This window comes from Sphingobacterium sp. E70 (assembly GCF_019285695.1).
In the GTDB taxonomy this organism is placed as follows: domain Bacteria; phylum Bacteroidota; class Bacteroidia; order Sphingobacteriales; family Sphingobacteriaceae; genus Sphingobacterium; species Sphingobacterium detergens.
The window spans coordinates 5,793,970-5,809,813 of record NZ_CP079104.1; the positions used below are offsets into that span (position 1 = coordinate 5,793,970).

Here is a 15,844-nt window from a genome sequence, read left to right on the forward strand (position 1 = left end):
CCAAGTCTGGATATATAATTACTGTCCATATAATTCAGTAGAGCTTACTAAATTGCCGTTTACGCCAACTGCTGAAGACAGAAAATTTATTCTACTCCCTTTGTACGCATTGGGAGGCAATAAATTGCTGTTGAAGCTGTGATAAATAGGTCAGTTCGATCTTTGCCTCCAAAACAGACGTTGGATGTCCATGGTTCTATTACCTCAATATGTCCTATCAATACGCCTATCGGACTATAGATAGAAACACCTTTCCCCGTAAGGTAAACATTTCCCTGATTGTCCAATGTCATCCCATCAGAGCCTTGGTCGATGACCGCCTTCTGTCCGCTGAGCTTACCGTTAGATTCAATGGTATACCTGTAAGTTTTATTTCGTACCCTATCCGCTACATATAGGTATCTTCCATCGGGCGATCCTACAATGCCGTTGGGTTTAGCTACATCATCAGCCACTACTATTGGCTTTTACCTTTTCCCGGAGGGAGGTAGTAAACTTTCTGCCCTTCTATCTCCGGTTTTTTCTGCTCCAGTAGTCACGTTGGTAGTAGGGATCTGTAAAGTAAATTCCACCTTTCTTATCTGCCCAAAGATCATTTGGACCATTCAGTTTCTTTCCATCTACATCTGACAGCAGGACGGTAACTTTGCCATCTTTGCTTATTGACCAAATTTCGTTTTTTCATCTGCGCAGGCAAGTAGCTGACTGCGATGGTTAAAGTACAGTCCATTGGCACGGCCGGCTGAATCTTTAAAAAGAGAAAGATGACCTTCTGTATTGTATTTCCAGATTTTGTTATTAGGCTGGTCAGTAAAATAGATATTCCGTCCTTGTCCACTGCCGGCCCTTCTGTAAATGCAAACTGCCGAGATATTAATTTCAGGCTGTCCTGATCAAACAATTGCGCCCTTACCTCTAAGCCCCTTAATGAGAATAGTAATATGAGCAAGAATGCCGGATAGTACCTGCTGGAATTAATTAAATGTAGCATAGTAAGAGTAATTAACTAATTTATCGTTTTCCAAAAAAATCAAGGAATGGTATTCAAGAACAAATAGCCTTTATTTCAAATCCAATATATGTAATTTTGTAAAGAACTGAAAATATTACCTCTAGTAGAACTCGGTTCGTCCAACTTTACTGGAAGATTTAAAAGGTCTGTCTTATTTTTCGGAGCATCAATAATAAAAGACTTTGTATGGACAAAGGGATCAGTACCCTACGGCATTGCTTGTTGATAATAAATCAGAATCCATCCAAACAATATTGGCATTCTCAACAATGAACTTCAAAACATCCAAATCAAAAGAAGGACTCCCATCTTTTGAAAGTGCAAAATAATATTCACGCTTTTGTATATAGACTTCGGCATTAGGAATTACTTACTGTTTCCCGTATAGACATCGACGAAATTTCAGGATATAATACCCAATTCTTGATGCCACTTATATAGTCCCCCAGGGTCGAAGACATTCCCTTTTAAAAAACGTTGCAAAAATTCGGTAAGCGAAGAAGTCATTCCAATTGTGAGATCCGATGCATTAAATATTTCATAGCAGTTATCTCCCAAAAACCTTAATCCCCACATGTCTAAATAAATCATATATTCTGAAAAATAAAACCAATTATCTCCATAATGGTCTGGGTGCTCCATTATTGCAGCGAGCGGTATAATATTGAAAATATCTTCATTACAGCCAAATCCATTACATAAGAGATAAAATCTTCTAAACTCATCAGGCAAAGGGAATCCAATCTTTTGCTCAAACGCATCGATCTCCGACAGCATAGCTCCAGGATAGATGTCGATACCATCCTTCTCATGCTTTTGTACTATAGCCGTAATTAATTGTCTCATTATTCTATTATCTATAACTGTACATTTCTTTCATCAATAAACAACTGTTTCTTTCCTAATTTTATTTAGGAGCTTTTCAACTTTTAAACTTAATATATTTTTTGATCGATCAGAGCAAATGATCATTATAAATGATGACGCATCAATAAATGATTTGCCGCAAGTGCTAATATTGACAACTTCATATATGGGATTGGCGGAAAAGGATTTGACCAATTTGAAAAATATACTCAACAGGTAGTTTCAATCAATGATCTATTTTTAATATATCATTCAATATTTGTAAGATCTTTCCTGTACCAATCACACGTGGGCCTTCCGAAATTCAAATAACATACCTTCAGCTAGCCTTCCTTTAAAATATATGACGCCAGCTATCCGAATCACCGCTTTGACCTCCTCCCCGGGATACACTATATCTTTATCAATAAATGTTTGCTCACCAGAAGTTTGCATTTCGTCAAAATCAAATTTGATCTGTGGTCTATATTTAGAGAAAGCAGGTGTCTTTCTTCCACCTTCTCGTGTTGTTCTATATTGAAGCTGCGCTATGAAATCAGACATATATCAAGACTTTTTCTAAAATTAATCAATTTATTGCAGTCATGAGTTGTTATCGGGATTGTACTTCCTACCATTCAGCTAGTAAGGTTGATCTTGAATAGTAGTCAAAACAGCTTAAATAATTACTATTCATAGGTGAATAATCTACTCAATGCCTGCTTTTGAGGATATATCTCGATTACTACACTGTCGCCTATATGACCTAATTTATCAATAAAGAAACCTGTGGATATTGAAGGGCTGCTAACAAAAATATCATAACTATTTCTCTTTAATTTTATGGAAAATTTGCCTTTTTATCGCAAAAAACTGTCTTATCCTTATCCTTTTCATAGATAGATTGACTTGCACTTCTAAAGTTTACAGATACTACCTTGGTCATATCCATTGGTTGAATTACACGTCCTGAAATAGTAACAGAATCTTTTTATAATATTCTTCTACTTCCTTAAAAGTACTTGTATACCAGAATATGTAGCTCGCTCCATAACTATAAATTTTGTTTTTTGTGGTGCAAGCGGTAAATAGTAATGATACTAAAATTATACTTATTATATTTTTCATCCTGTTAACATTTAAGTAATCATTTAAATAATTAAGTAGCTAATTTACTTATCTATTTTGTATCTTGATACATCATGATTAATCAAGTTATAAAGGAAGTAATTATGAAGTATAAAATTCAGAACCGCAATTCTAATAAAGACAACCAAGATATGAAGATACAATTGACAATGACTGTCCTGCTGACAACATTCGCTTTGGTGACTTTCATTTCGTACAATTGAATCTCTGTAGTACTGATTGGAACGATAAAGTTTAGCTTTTTCCTAATAGATGTTCAAAAATATAGTTTCTGTATTCAGAAATTTATTCCAAAAACAGAAACTTTATCATTGTTGCTAAAATTGAATTTTACTTGTTAATCGGTATTATCGATATGGCATAACCACCGCCTTCGGCACAATGTTGAACCATAGAATCCTTTTTCGTTACTCTCATAGTTTTTATGGTGTACGCTTGCGGTTTTGTCTTATAGTTTGCATCTGCCGCGTCAGCATAAATAGTCGCCAAATAAGTCTTTCCCTCATCCAGAAAATCGAATTTTATCTTCGATGCTCTACTGACGTTTCCATTTACACTTCCCAAAAACCATTTTTCTGTATTTTTTTTCTTTACGGGCAACTGTAATATATTGACCGGGCTCCGCCTCTAAATATTTACTGTCATCCCAATCCAGCCCGACATCCTTAATAAATTGAAAAGCATCCGGGAAACGATCATAATTTTCTGGAAAATCTGCTGCCATCTGCAAAGGACTATACATCGTTACATATAGCGCCAATTGGTTGGCCAATGTACTATTCACATGGGCACCATTGCTCAGGTTCATTTCAAAAATACCGGGGTGTAATCCATTGGACCGCCTATCAGTCTTGTGAAAGGCAAAATCGTTACATGATTAGGTTTTATGCCACCGAATGCATGGTATTCTGTACCTCTAGCAGATTCATTGCCTATCAAATTTGGCCAGGTACGTGCTAGTCCGGTCGGACGTACAGCTTCGTGCTGATTAACCATAATTTGGTAGGAAGCCGCTTTTTCTACCGCATACTGAAAATGGTTATTTGTCCATTGGCTATAGTGGTGGTCACCCAGTGGAAGAATATTTCCTACATACCCACTTTTTACAGCATCATAGCCAAATTGGTTCATCAGCCTATAGGCCGTATCGATATGGCGCTCATAATTTCGGATAGATCCGGATGTCTCATGATGCATTATCAGTTTCACACCTTTGGAATGTGCATATTCGTTTATTCCTTTGAGATCAAAATCAGGATAAGGCGTGACAAAATCAAAGACATAATCTTTATCATTGCCAAACCAATCTTCCCATCCGATATTCCATCCTTCAACCAAAACACCGCCAAAACCATGTTTTGCAGCAAAATCTATACTTTTTAACATTGGCTGTTGTCGCCCCATGGGTACCATTTGGTTTCGCCTTACTGAAATCTGTTATTCCCAACTGGACAGACGGAAATTCATTTGTATAGGACCAACTACGCTTACCCGAAATCATTTCCCACCACACGCCTACATATTTTGTAGGCTTTATCCAGGAGGTATTTTGTATTTTGCTTGGTTCGTTCAGGTTATAGGTCATCTTAGATGCCAATATTTCTCTTGCATCATCACTTACGATAATAGTTCGCCAAGGTGAGGTAGCAGGTGCTTGCATTTTACCTTTATCGCCATGTGAATCTGGTGTAAGCCAAGATTCAAAAACAAAATTTTGTCATCCAGATTGAGGTGCATCGTCGAATAATTCAGACAGCTTGCCTCATGTAAATTGATGTAAACACCGTCGTTGGTTTTTAGCATCAACGAGGTCTGTACTCCCGTTGGAGAGAAAGAGGTTTGAGAGACGTTTCCACCCTCGTAAGCGCTTCCCATCAAACTCCTTATTTCAGATAATTTAGATGTGGTATAATTATACTCCTGGGTATCATAATCGCCGGGAATCCAATAAGCGGTATGGTCACCAGTCATGGCAAACTGGCTACGTTCTTCTTTAATCGTAAAGTAATTTAGGTTTTTCTGCCGTGGGAATTCATACCGAAAACCGAGACCATCATCAAATAAGCGAAAACGGATCACAATCTGACGCTCCGTCTGTTTTTGGTTTAACGTGACAGCAAGTTCATTATAATGGTTTTTTACATTTTTGGTTTCTCCCCATACCGGTTGCCATGTTTCATCGAAAGTGCTGGTCTTTGAATCGGATATTTCAAAATTGCTATAAAGCGAACTCCTGTTTTTAGCTGGATTTCACTATCCGTTTGTCCCTTTAAGTGTAATTCTTCATCCGGTTTGAGCTTCAGTTCCAATCCCAGATTACTGGTCTTAATCACCACTTTATTTTTAAACTTTAACCCGTAGGTCGGTGTACCTTCTTTCGTCAATCAAAGGCCAGTTCAAATCTTCCATTGGGCGATTTTAACTGCTGCCCCTGTGCTACGATCCCGTTACAGCACAAGACGACAAATAAAAGAAAAATTGATTTTTTCATCATTTCTATTTTAGCATATATCTATTAAAATTCAGTATTGTAATGCGCTTTGGATTACTTCGCCAATCGCAAAACCGTCTCATCCGGCTTAGTTTTTGACAATTGAAATTGTTTCGTAAAGCTGGTTGAAGGTAATTTTATACGTTCCAGCTTCGGTAATTTTCCATTTGTTGTCGACTTTACCCTCAGCGATAATTATTGCATCTTTTCCTGTCGTTCCCTCCCCATTGGTTGGTGGCATAAAGAAATCTCCGTCCCAGCTTCCCGTTGCGGTTGGTATCTTAAATTCGCCCACTTTCAATGCGCCAGTGTAAGTAAACTCATAAGGGTTTCCGGCTGTAGGCACCATCGGTGTAGGGTTATCTATTGTCCAACCGGAAGGCACGGCATCTCCCACGAGCCATATCTGCTTGTACGGCGTAAAAGGTTTGATCCTGATAAAAGGGCTTGCACTGATATTAAGCAGAATCTTGTAAGCGCCAGCACTTGCAATGTTCCATTTATAATCCGGATTTCCTCCGGGACCAGCTGAACAGCAGTTTCGGAAAGCTTTGGATGGTTTGTTAAAGGCATAAAGAAATCTGTCCCCCAATTTCCTGTCGCTACAGGGATTTTAAAGTCACCCGCATTCAATACTTCATTAAACTTAAACTGAAAGGCGTTGGTCGGATCTTTCTTCATCGCATTTGGGTTGTCGATATTCCAGCCATTTGGCGTAGCATCACCCACCACCCATAGGGATGCATACGCCGCACCGACCGGACCAGGAACAACCTGTATACTGATTGTTTTAGATGTAGTTGACAGCATTTTTGACGGAATTAGTCCGAGCACCGTGATATCCAGTTTGGATTCTACATTGGCAGTCATCTTCAAGTTCTCAACGAGTATAGCGTTCAATTCACCCTGCGTAAATCGTTTGCTTATCGCTCCAGCGGCAACTGCTACACTATCCTTTTGCTCGCCGTTAGCCAGGATTATTTTATAAGCGATCATTGCGTTTGAAAATGCCGGCCATGATACCGTAAGAGCTTCCTCAGACGGCTTACTCGGATTAATGACCACCTTATCAGCAGATGCTGTAATAGCAGTAATTTCGAATGGCATCGGGGTAGGAGCATCCAGTTCTTTCGAACAGGACTGCACCAAGAGTAAACATACGCTCCACAGCAGGATATTTCCAAGTTGCTTTGAAGCCGAAAATCTTATATTCCAATTAAATTTCATCATTTTCAAATGGTTTTATACTGACTAAAACTGATTAGTATCCGGGGTTCTGTTGCAATGATGGCGTTAGTGTGAACACACTCTGACCAATAGGATAAATTTTAGTATGATCACTATTGTCAGGTTCTTTATCCCACCATTTTCCAGAATTGAATTTACCCCAACGAATTAAATCGGTTCGGCGTCGTCCTTCGACCAGGAACTCACGACCCCATTCATCGATCATTTCCTGATCGGTCAATTGCTGTCCCGACTCCAGGTACAGACTGTTTGAGCCATTTGGATAGTTACGTTTACGCACTGCATTCAACAATTTTGCCGCGGATCCTTTATCTCCGGCTCTATATTTACATTCAGCCAGTGAATAATAAATTTCAGCAAGTCTAATCTCCGCAAATGCCGAAGAAATGGCATTCGGATCCTTGGAAGGATATATCGGATATTTCGCCACCCATAAGCCCGAGTTGTCATCGGCATGGTTCATATTGGATTCCTTATCTGCGATCTTTGTTCCCGGAGGAGTATCCTTAAACCATCCCACCTGATCACGGGCAAAGATGGTATATCCTCGGTTGCTTTTGACCAATTTTGTCGGATCGCTGTAATAGGGGAGGTAACCGAACAAAAACATACCCTCTCTTTTGCTATTGCCAAGATTTTTATATTTCTTTAACCGGAGATCATCTGGATAGCGCTGAAATTTGATAAAGGGCTTACCAAGTGCAAAATTATACTCGACACTATCCACATCACGTCCTGGCTGAAGGGCATAGCGCGTATTCATATTTCCGAAATCGGTAAATCCGAAGAAATTTTGAGCCTGATGCGGTGCCATCCACCAATACATATCCGAAGTATAATGCCAGTGTGTGCGGGCCAAAGTTGCAGGGAATCCATAGATCACTTCACTGGAATTTGCGTTATCGTAATCAAAAGGTTTCGACCAAATCGTTTCCAGTTGATAATTACCATATTTTCCGTCGATGATATCCTGACATACCGCTGCACATTCGGCATATTTGCTTTGACCTGTATAAACTTCAGCATTCAGATAAAGCCTGGCCAATAAGGCCGCTGCACCACCTTTTGTCCATCTACCAATACCCGTTGTGCCGAGATCCTGACGGAGAGGTAATCCGGGAATCGCATCTTTCAGCTCCTTTTCAATAAAGGCGAATGTTTCAGCAGGTTTCGCTTGCGGCGGAGTTGCCGTTTCACCCTTTACTTTTGTTACCAGCGGAATATTCCGGTATAAATCAAAAGCCCGTAGGTTGAACCATGCCCGGAGCGTCTTCAGCTCAGCCACAAAGTCGGCCTTTTCCGCTTCAGTGATCTGAACTTTTGGATATTCACCTTTTCGATATCCTCAAGCGAGTTTGTCGCTAAACTGATGCCCTGAAAAAGAGCCTTCCACATATCGCTGGTATAGTCATCCTGAACTGTCCAAGTGTGGTAATGCGCCCGCTGATATTTGCCACCATCAAACCAGTCACCGTCTCTATTGGGAGTCATCAATTGATCGGCAGGAGCTCCTGCGCATAAAATAGACCACCACCCTGAATCGACCAAAAGGCATGTTCAAACGGCCTCAGAAAATCACGGATCACATCTTCTCTTTTCTGTAAGAAATTGTCAGAAGTAATTTTATCATATAAGGTTTCGTCAAGCTTGGTACAGCTTGCACTTCCCAATATTAGGGTGCTTATAGAAATGGGAATTATATAACGTAATGAAAATTTCATCTTTTTGTTGTGTTTAATCGTTAGAATTTAACCTGCAAACCCGCTAGGAATTGTGCCGTCGATGGGTAGTAAGACAAGGATGTATTGATACCGGGTGTCAGCCCATTAACGGATATTGCTTCAGGATCACCGGTTGTAAACTTGGTGAACGTATATAGATTGCGTGCTACGGCATACACCCGGATCGAACTGATTTGCTTGACAGGAGGTTTGATATTGTAACCGATCGTAATGTTGTCGATTTTAACAAAATCACCTTTCTCCAAGAAGTAATCCGAAAGCGTAGAATAGGTCTCTGCATTGGTCAACGCAGCATATTTACCCTTTCCATAAGCCGATTTGAGCACATTCGCACCAGATTGCGTAACAGGGGTTCCGAGATAAAAAGCGGTCGTGTTAAAGAGGTCATATTTAAATGAACCTCGTAAAAATACCGAAAGATCGAAGTTTTTGTAGGTAAAGTTCTGCCCTAAACTAGCGGTAAACAATGGTAATCCATTGCCTACAAAACGTTTATCTTCTTCCTTAGCTGTATTTCCGGGTATAATATTATTGTCCTTATCATACACCATCAAACGTCCAGTGGCGTCGATACCGGCAGATTCGTACATATAGAAACTGCCAATTCTTCGTCCTTCTTCCAGCCGTTGAGCTGGTCCGGGCGACCCCGGCGAAGGCATATAGGACATGAATTGAAAGTTTTGCCCCTGATAAATGTCATTTGAAAAGGAAGCGAATTTATTGCTATTTGATGCCCCTGCGAAACTCACTGAATATGAAAAATCTTTCTGGGTGAGGATCTTCGCATTTAATTGCACCTCCAGGCCCGAATTTTTCATAGTACCTACATTGGCAAAGGTTGTTGTTAACACGAATGGTGGAACCGGAACGTTATAAGAGCCGAGTAGATCTTTATTGGTACGTACATAATAATTGATACTTCCACTTATTTTTCGTTGGAAAAGATCAAAGTCGACGCCGAAATTTAAGTTCTGTGCTTTTTCCCAACGAAGGTCATAGTTGGTATTCTGACTGGGACCCCAAACTTGGTATGATGCCCCGTTAAACGCAAAATAACCATAACCTTGATAAGTATCTAACGAAAGGTAACTGCCAAAGTCCTGATTACCGGTCTCACCGTAATCTGCCCGAAGTTTCAGGTCATTGATCCAAGACGCTTTCGGAAAGAAATCCTCCTCCATAATCCGCCAGCCTAGGGAGAGCGCGGGAAAATAACCCCATTTGTTCAGCCTTCCAAATTTAGAAGAACCTTCATAGCGCAAACTCGCCGATGCATAATATTTATTTGCCAAATCATAATTTACCCTTCCAAAAAAGCAATCAGTTTCGCATCATTTTTGTAAGAACCAACCGATCTAAACGTGTAATCACCAGGCTGAGGGTTGGTAGGAATAGGCACGTCATATTGACCTGAGCCCAGATTATTATACGTCAGTACATCGGATGGGAAATTTTGGTTACCTGCATTCATTCCTGAATACAGAAAATAATTATAGGCATATCCGCCTAATACGTTAATATGATGTCTTCCGAAGCTTTGTTTATAGTTTCCTGTCCATTCAAATACATACTGGTCACTTTTTTATAATTTCTTCCCGCAGAATTTCTACCACTATTTCCATTGATCGCGCCCGTATTGTAGGACGGTGTAAAATTGAAATCAAAAAAATCAGAAGATTGTTGTGCCAGTGTTACCTGTGTAGACAGGTTTTCCAAAATGTTAAGTTTAAACGCCGCATTCCAGTCCAGGTACTTTCCTCTGTTCCATCCAATACCGTGCGAAGCTCTTCAACAGGATTATAAGCACCAGAAAAACCGGTATTGATATAATTGAATGCATTTGGATTTTTGCATCCATCACCGGCAATGTCGGATTTAGTGTCAGACTTTGATTGAATGCATTATAACTGGCATTATTTGCTTTAAGGGATCTAGGCGCAATGGTTACAGTAGCTGTATATAGGTTATTGGCCGAGGTATGGGACAGATTCAACCGCGCCCCGTATTCTTTCTTGTCCGAACGTAAGTCCAGTCCATGCGCATTGCGCAGGTCAAAGGAGACGATATAATTGGTTTGTCTGTTTCCACCAGCTAGCTGAAGGGTGTTTTTTTGATTAAAGGCGAATTTGCGCGATACTTCTTTAAACCAATCGGTATTCCCTCCAAAATCCGTTCCCCGGTTGTGTTTTAAGAAATCTTCGGCACTCAGCACCTGGATACGGTTATTCGGTACGTCAAAACTCGCATATCCATCATAAAAAGCGTAAGGGTCTGAAGTGCCTTTTTTTTGTTGTGATAATAATCACACCATTGCTTCCGCGTGTTCCATAGATAGCCGAAGCTGCACCGCCTTTGAGTATATCGATGGATTCAATATCGTTTTGATTTAAGTTGTCAACATTTCCTCCGGGAACACCATTAACTACATAAAGCGGTCCAAGTCCGGCATTGCGGGAAGACACACCACGTAGTTGCAGGCTGGGAGAGGAGTTCGGATCCGACTGGCCAGTGTTTACCACACTGAGCCCTGCTACCTTGCCCGCAAGTGAATTGAGTACGCCATTTCCACCAAATACGTTGAGATCCTTACCGCTTAGATGCGTAATGGCGCTGGTTACTTCTTTTTTATCCAGGGTTCCGTAGCCAACGACTACGACGTCAGCCAATCTCTCTTCATTTGTTTCAAGCGTTAGATTATAGACCGTGCTATTATCAATATTCTTTTCTAATTTTTTATAGCCTAGAAAACTTATCTGTAATTTGTCCCCGACATTTACTGCGGATAGTGAAAATCTTCCTTCGGCATCTGTTTTAGTAGCTTTTGGTTTTCCGGATACGGAAATAGAAACACCCGCTATTGGTTTACCTGTCACATCAAGAATTTTCCCTGAATGTTTTTTCTTGAGCTTGTGCCCATGTCATTATCAGTATCCACATAAACACAGTGAATAGATACTTTAAAGACGGGCACTGTCTTAAATAGATTACCCTCATAAATTGGTTGTTTAAAATTTATAAATTATCCCTTTTTGCTGCTTAGGTAGTTTCTAAAACAGCCATTGGTTACAGTTCCAAATCTAGAGAAACCAAATCCTAGGAAAAAGATGGCAAACGCAAAATATAAGTCTGACAAACGATTAAGTATTTGATTATTAATGAGTATTCCTGTATTCTTCTAAAGAAAAATATAGATATGATGGCCGTAAACTAGGTCGGGAAATAGCAGTTAGCGTACCAGATAATCAAAGTTTGGCGCGCAGGACGATAGGTAATACAACGAATCAGAGCTGTATAGATGGGATATTTAAACGTATCGGGAGTCTTATTACTAAATACTTTTAATCGTGCCGATCTGCATGATGTTTTTATCAAATTCATCCTTATCTATGATCGCTTTGCTTTTAATTTTTGCACGATAAGTATAAATTGTGTTTAGTGAACAATGGAGAAATCCAGCAATTTTAGATGAATCATTTACACCCAGCCGGATTAAGGCAAAGATGCGCAATTCGGTATTCAAAAGCTCATTCGTTTTAAGCATGATCTTTCCATCTTCGGCAAGCAACGCGTTGAAATCGTCTACAAAACTGGGAAACAGATGAAGAAAAATATGATCAAAAGTATTAAACAGTTCCTTTTTCTCTTTGTCTATTCTCTCGTTAGATTTGACCAGGTTAAGGAGCTCCGAAATTTTGTCTCCCATGATCATTTTCTTTATTAAGGTCTGAAATTTCTCCAATTTAGTGATGTACATAGAACAGATATCCAGAAAATGGCCGATGTATACCTCTTTGATCTGATTGGATTCATACAACAGATTGTTCGATTTGGACAGTTTTTGGTTTACGATTTTATATTCTTGATTTTTAGTTTGCAATTCGTCATTTAGTTTATTGAGATCCTGATTCGCTTTAAATAATTCGAGCCTGAACCGACTCACTTTTCTCATCTGTTTATACAGATATATTATCGCTAGTATCAATAATATGGAAAGGACGGAAGCAACAATTAAAAACATAAACAATTGCTCCTTTTTTGTTTCTGATGTTCCTGGTAGGAGGCATCGATAATTGGGAAAATCTGGGAAACTTCATAGGTCCTAAATTTAGCATTGCAGAAGATTGCGTCCTCAAGCGATGATTTTATGCATATATAAGATTCATCGATGTAACCTTTTTGGTGCAATAAAAATGCTAACGCCTGCATGGAAGTATTTTCCTTTATCGCATTTTTAATATCGCAACCTGCGGATATAATCAGAAATTCGCCCTGTTTGGCTACATTGCCTTCCTTTCTGTATATTTCTGAAATTGCAAAGGCAAGCATTGCTTTTTCATGGCTATCCTCCTTTATCGTTTCGTATATTGAATTCAGGATTACTTTAGCCTCCTTTATCTTGTCCAGATCGATCAGCTTTTCTGCATATACCATTTTGTAGTGATTCGACGCTTTATCCAGAATTGTTAATAAAGAATCACGATAGGTATGGCTAATTGCTAAATAATTTTTTTGGTTATAGTTATGGTAGGCATAAAACTTGAAAAAGTTTTTTTGAGCATCCAGATATTTTATTTTTAGGTGATTGTTTAATTTTTTGACAGCTATTCTATCCAATATATCTTTGGAATCAATGTACATACCTGCGACCAGATAGTTTAAAGAAAGGTCTAATTCAGTTTCTAGGATCCAATTTGGATGCTGGAGTCTATTCGCCAGATCCAAATTTTTCTTAGCGTAGTAAATAGCGGAATCAGATTTATAAGATGCGTATGAGCTGCTCAGCTGTTTTTGTAATTCAAATTTTAGATTTAAGTTGTCGGTGCTATTGTCCAGCTTTTTTTTTATTTGGGACAGATAAAGCTCTTTTGCTCAACAAAAGTATCTTTATTTTGAATGAGATTTGTCAGATTGAAAATTAAAGAGTCTGTTAAAACAAGCGCGTTAGCTTTGGTAATTGTAGCTATAAAAAATAAAATCAGATATATAAATACAGGTTTTCGCATTTAAATTAGTAGGGGACTATTTACATTAAATAAATTGAGTAGGCCAAATATAGATAAATAACTCGATTTTGTCCAATGGCGTTTTTCATAGTATACATAACAATATCTTGCCCGATTGAAAAGAATAATGCCGTGAGAGTAACAACCACCGCTTCCATCGAAGGAGGGAGATTTCACGATATTATGATCCAATAGCTGCAATGTAGTTATAGGCACCCATATCTTTAGTGATGTAGGGGCATGCCCGTGACAAAAAAGACGGCATTTTCATTCTGAAAGCCCTAATTTAAATAATGCTCGAATTTTTGGGAGAACATATTGCCCCAGTTTTTATCGAGAAGCGTATTCAGACTATTCACCGGGATTTAAGTTTCCTGCAACAGCTTTAGATCTTCAATCACTTTTGACCAATAATCTTTGGTCATTTCACGTTGACTTTCATTTTTAATTTATCAACATGAAATGAAATTGTTGTTTTATCTTTATTTTTCGAAGGAATAAATCTGATCTGTAAATTGGCGTCTTCTGCGAAATCCCGGTGCCTCCACTTTGTTCGGATATGTGAATATTCCTTAATTGTTGAAAAATTCTGGTCTACACCTTCAGACCAAAAGCCTAATCCCCGGTGTGAAAAAAAACTTCCCACAGTGTTTCCAATTTCATTGGCACAGTTTTTCTGATCCCGAATTGCCAGCCTGCATCTTTTGTTAATCCTACGTTACTTCCCATGTAATTGTGTTTCTTGCTGAAAGTGATTTTTTATTTGAATATTATTATTTCTTTTCAATAGAGGCAAATGCCCTGACAGGAAAAGTCCCGACACCTTTAAATTTTGGCGGGGCGGCGGTGAACTTAAAATTCTGATCTGGCAATTTATTTAAATTGCAGAGATGCTCAACGATTAAAATCCCGGCACCCAATAGGACGGTATGAACAGGTCTTGTTCTTCCGGCCGTGTCGTCTATATTATGGGAATCAATACCTACAAGTTTGACGTTACAGTCCCGAAGATACATTGCCGCCTGCTCGGTAAGAAATGGATGGTCCTGATAATATAGCTCCGTATTCCAATATCTATCCCAGCCAGTCTGTATTAACACCGCTCGATTTCTGATTTCTCTATTCTTAAGATGATCTTCCGTAATTTTCAGGGTTTCGGTAAACGGTATATGGATCATTACTGCGTCAAGCTGCGCAAAATTCTTTAAGGCAGTTTGGGCTATGTCATTGCCATCAGCAAATCTATGAAAGGGGCAATCAATATAAGTTCCCGTATTGGTGACCATCTCTATTTTTCCAATCTGAAAAGATGTATCGCCGTCATAGTTCTGTTTTGACTGTTCCCTAGAGAGATAATCGCAAATATGAGGTGCCGGCAGCCCCTTGTAAGTTATCAATCCATCTTCGATTGTATGACTCAAATCTATTAAAAATTCTTTCGCCATACTTTCATCAATTGGTTTACGTTTATGGGGCTCAATCAGGATTTCTTTATTGAGGATATTGACTTTTCCTACCATGAGCAGATGCATATCTTCAACGATATAGTCCGCCAGGACACTGTCACTGATATTGTCTCCCGATATATCTAATCTGAAATCTTCCCCTTTGATACTACCACCATTCGTAAAGAATATCTCGAAGTCAAATTTTATTCTTTTTTCCATAAGATGCTTCAATTTTACTATGACAAAAGTGTGGAAATCTAAATATTGTTTACTTGACTTAGATCAATTTGATTGATTTTTTTACTTCTGATCCTACTGAGTGTTTCAGGACTCATGCCAAGGTATGAAGCAATATGGAAAAGCGGTATCCGATTATCTGCATCTGGGAACTGTTTTAGAAAATAGTGATAGCGTTCACTGGCGTCCAGCAGTAGAAACGAACTTTCCCTACGGCATTTTTGATATATTCTTTGGCCAAAATATTCTTCAATAAAATATTCCATTTGGTATCCTCCCGGATTAATCTGTCGATGAGCGCCTTTGGTATACTTATCAGATCGCATTGTTCAATACATTGAAAATATAAGTTCGTTTTTTCCTGGGTCAGAAAACTTGTAAACGCAGTAAAAAATTCATTTTCAAAAAAGAATTCGGTATTGATTTCTTTATAATCTTTCTGGTAGAAACTTCGTACGATCCCCTTTTTCAGAAAAAAGAGATTGTCTATAGCTGAGGGCGGGTTTATGACGTTACTCTCCCTTTGTAGGGTATAAATTTTTACATTATCCTTCAAGAGTGAAACCTCTCTATCGTCTAACGTGAAGAGGTTTGCAAAGTATTCAATGAATTGAGCTAATTGGTTGTTTTCCAAATTCAAAACGGTTAAAAATCTGGGTTACATGACG

Annotated in this window: 22 protein-coding genes and 2 pseudogenes; all 24 read right to left on the bottom strand. The window is 38.9% G+C overall.

Annotation, left to right across the window (positions count from 1 at the left end):
- Positions 1 to 86: 86 nt before the first annotated feature.
- The 24 genes and pseudogenes from KUH03_RS41370 to KUH03_RS41490 all read right to left on the bottom strand — a co-directional run bounded on the left by KUH03_RS41370 (position 87) and on the right by KUH03_RS41490 (position 15,810).
- Positions 87 to 455, bottom strand: a complete 369-nt coding sequence (locus tag KUH03_RS41370; protein ID WP_257090414.1) for an SMP-30/gluconolactonase/LRE family protein — start codon at positions 453 to 455, stop codon at positions 87 to 89.
- Between the two features lie 137 nt (positions 456 to 592).
- Positions 593 to 949 (bottom strand): hypothetical protein, encoded by a 357-nt coding sequence (locus KUH03_RS41375; RefSeq protein ID WP_257090415.1) that lies wholly within the window; start codon positions 947 to 949, stop codon positions 593 to 595.
- A 465-nt stretch (positions 950 to 1,414) separates the two neighbouring features.
- Complete coding sequence (locus tag KUH03_RS41380) at positions 1,415 to 1,858, bottom strand: SMI1/KNR4 family protein (protein ID WP_257090416.1); 444 nt, start codon at positions 1,856 to 1,858, stop codon at positions 1,415 to 1,417.
- A 303-nt stretch (positions 1,859 to 2,161) separates the two neighbouring features.
- A complete protein-coding gene (locus KUH03_RS41385) occupies positions 2,162 to 2,422 on the bottom strand; it encodes a hypothetical protein (RefSeq protein ID WP_257090418.1) in 261 nt (86 codons plus the stop codon).
- Positions 2,423 to 3,337: 915 nt separating this feature from the next.
- Positions 3,338 to 3,571 carry a glycoside hydrolase family 97 C-terminal domain-containing protein gene (locus KUH03_RS41390; protein WP_257090420.1) on the bottom strand — a complete coding sequence of 78 codons (234 nt, stop codon included), beginning with the start codon at positions 3,569 to 3,571 and terminating at the stop codon, positions 3,338 to 3,340.
- Positions 3,543 to 3,749, bottom strand: coding sequence for a glycoside hydrolase family 97 C-terminal domain-containing protein (locus KUH03_RS41395; RefSeq protein ID WP_373564906.1), 207 nt, complete (start codon positions 3,747 to 3,749; stop codon positions 3,543 to 3,545). Before KUH03_RS41395 ends, KUH03_RS41390 begins: the two co-directional genes overlap by 29 nt.
- Positions 3,726 to 4,420 (bottom strand): annotated as a pseudogene (locus KUH03_RS41400) (glycoside hydrolase family 97 catalytic domain-containing protein); the annotation flags it as partial. The gene KUH03_RS41395 and the pseudogene KUH03_RS41400, both read right to left, overlap by 24 nt.
- Positions 4,338 to 4,667, bottom strand: coding sequence for a glycoside hydrolase family 97 N-terminal domain-containing protein (locus KUH03_RS41405; protein ID WP_257090425.1), 330 nt, complete (start codon positions 4,665 to 4,667; stop codon positions 4,338 to 4,340). The gene KUH03_RS41405 and the pseudogene KUH03_RS41400, both read right to left, overlap by 83 nt.
- On the bottom strand, positions 4,625 to 5,215 hold the full coding sequence (locus KUH03_RS41410; protein WP_257097826.1) for a glycoside hydrolase family 97 N-terminal domain-containing protein: 591 nt from the start codon (positions 5,213 to 5,215) through the stop codon (positions 4,625 to 4,627). Before KUH03_RS41410 ends, KUH03_RS41405 begins: the two co-directional genes overlap by 43 nt.
- The gene (locus tag KUH03_RS41415; RefSeq protein WP_257090426.1) at positions 5,146 to 5,391 is read right to left on the bottom strand and encodes a glycoside hydrolase family 97 N-terminal domain-containing protein; all 246 of its coding nucleotides are present in this window, start codon (positions 5,389 to 5,391) and stop codon (positions 5,146 to 5,148) included. Before KUH03_RS41415 ends, KUH03_RS41410 begins: the two co-directional genes overlap by 70 nt.
- 195 nt (positions 5,392 to 5,586) lie before the next feature.
- Positions 5,587 to 5,895, bottom strand: a complete 309-nt coding sequence (locus KUH03_RS41420; RefSeq protein ID WP_257090427.1) for a SusF/SusE family outer membrane protein — start codon at positions 5,893 to 5,895, stop codon at positions 5,587 to 5,589.
- Complete coding sequence (locus KUH03_RS41425; protein WP_257090429.1) at positions 5,862 to 6,728, bottom strand: SusE domain-containing protein; 867 nt, start codon at positions 6,726 to 6,728, stop codon at positions 5,862 to 5,864. The genes KUH03_RS41420 and KUH03_RS41425 overlap by 34 nt, the downstream gene beginning before the upstream one ends.
- A 31-nt stretch (positions 6,729 to 6,759) precedes the next feature.
- Positions 6,760 to 8,031, bottom strand: coding sequence for a RagB/SusD family nutrient uptake outer membrane protein (locus KUH03_RS41430; RefSeq protein WP_257090431.1), 1,272 nt, complete (start codon positions 8,029 to 8,031; stop codon positions 6,760 to 6,762).
- Positions 8,019 to 8,237 (bottom strand): hypothetical protein, encoded by a 219-nt coding sequence (locus KUH03_RS41435; RefSeq protein WP_257090433.1) that lies wholly within the window; start codon positions 8,235 to 8,237, stop codon positions 8,019 to 8,021. Before KUH03_RS41435 ends, KUH03_RS41430 begins: the two co-directional genes overlap by 13 nt.
- Positions 8,237 to 8,467 carry a hypothetical protein gene (locus KUH03_RS41440; RefSeq protein WP_257090435.1) on the bottom strand — a complete coding sequence of 77 codons (231 nt, stop codon included), beginning with the start codon at positions 8,465 to 8,467 and terminating at the stop codon, positions 8,237 to 8,239. The genes KUH03_RS41435 and KUH03_RS41440 overlap by 1 nt, the downstream gene beginning before the upstream one ends.
- A 20-nt stretch (positions 8,468 to 8,487) precedes the next feature.
- A complete protein-coding gene (locus tag KUH03_RS41445; protein ID WP_257090436.1) occupies positions 8,488 to 9,780 on the bottom strand; it encodes a TonB-dependent receptor in 1,293 nt (430 codons plus the stop codon).
- Between the two features lie 8 nt (positions 9,781 to 9,788).
- Positions 9,789 to 9,959 (bottom strand): hypothetical protein, encoded by a 171-nt coding sequence (locus KUH03_RS41450; protein ID WP_257090437.1) that lies wholly within the window; start codon positions 9,957 to 9,959, stop codon positions 9,789 to 9,791.
- 35 nt (positions 9,960 to 9,994) lie between these two features.
- The gene (locus KUH03_RS41455; protein ID WP_257090438.1) at positions 9,995 to 10,204 is read right to left on the bottom strand and encodes a hypothetical protein; all 210 of its coding nucleotides are present in this window, start codon (positions 10,202 to 10,204) and stop codon (positions 9,995 to 9,997) included.
- Between the two features lie 10 nt (positions 10,205 to 10,214).
- Complete coding sequence (locus KUH03_RS41460; RefSeq protein WP_257090439.1) at positions 10,215 to 10,700, bottom strand: hypothetical protein; 486 nt, start codon at positions 10,698 to 10,700, stop codon at positions 10,215 to 10,217.
- Between the two features lie 40 nt (positions 10,701 to 10,740).
- The gene (locus tag KUH03_RS41465; protein ID WP_257097827.1) at positions 10,741 to 11,370 is read right to left on the bottom strand and encodes a TonB-dependent receptor plug domain-containing protein; all 630 of its coding nucleotides are present in this window, start codon (positions 11,368 to 11,370) and stop codon (positions 10,741 to 10,743) included.
- A gap of 446 nt (positions 11,371 to 11,816) precedes the next feature.
- Positions 11,817 to 13,126 (bottom strand): annotated as a pseudogene (locus tag KUH03_RS49995) (DUF6377 domain-containing protein).
- A 786-nt stretch (positions 13,127 to 13,912) separates the two neighbouring features.
- Positions 13,913 to 14,137: a hypothetical protein gene (locus KUH03_RS41480; protein ID WP_257090442.1), complete on the bottom strand. Its 225-nt coding sequence runs from the start codon at positions 14,135 to 14,137 to the stop codon at positions 13,913 to 13,915.
- A 127-nt stretch (positions 14,138 to 14,264) separates the two neighbouring features.
- Positions 14,265 to 15,158, bottom strand: a complete 894-nt coding sequence (locus KUH03_RS41485) for a cyclase family protein (RefSeq protein WP_257090443.1) — start codon at positions 15,156 to 15,158, stop codon at positions 14,265 to 14,267.
- A gap of 175 nt (positions 15,159 to 15,333) precedes the next feature.
- Positions 15,334 to 15,810, bottom strand: coding sequence for a cyclic nucleotide-binding domain-containing protein (locus KUH03_RS41490; protein WP_257090444.1), 477 nt, complete (start codon positions 15,808 to 15,810; stop codon positions 15,334 to 15,336).
- Positions 15,811 to 15,844: the final 34 nt, after the last annotated feature.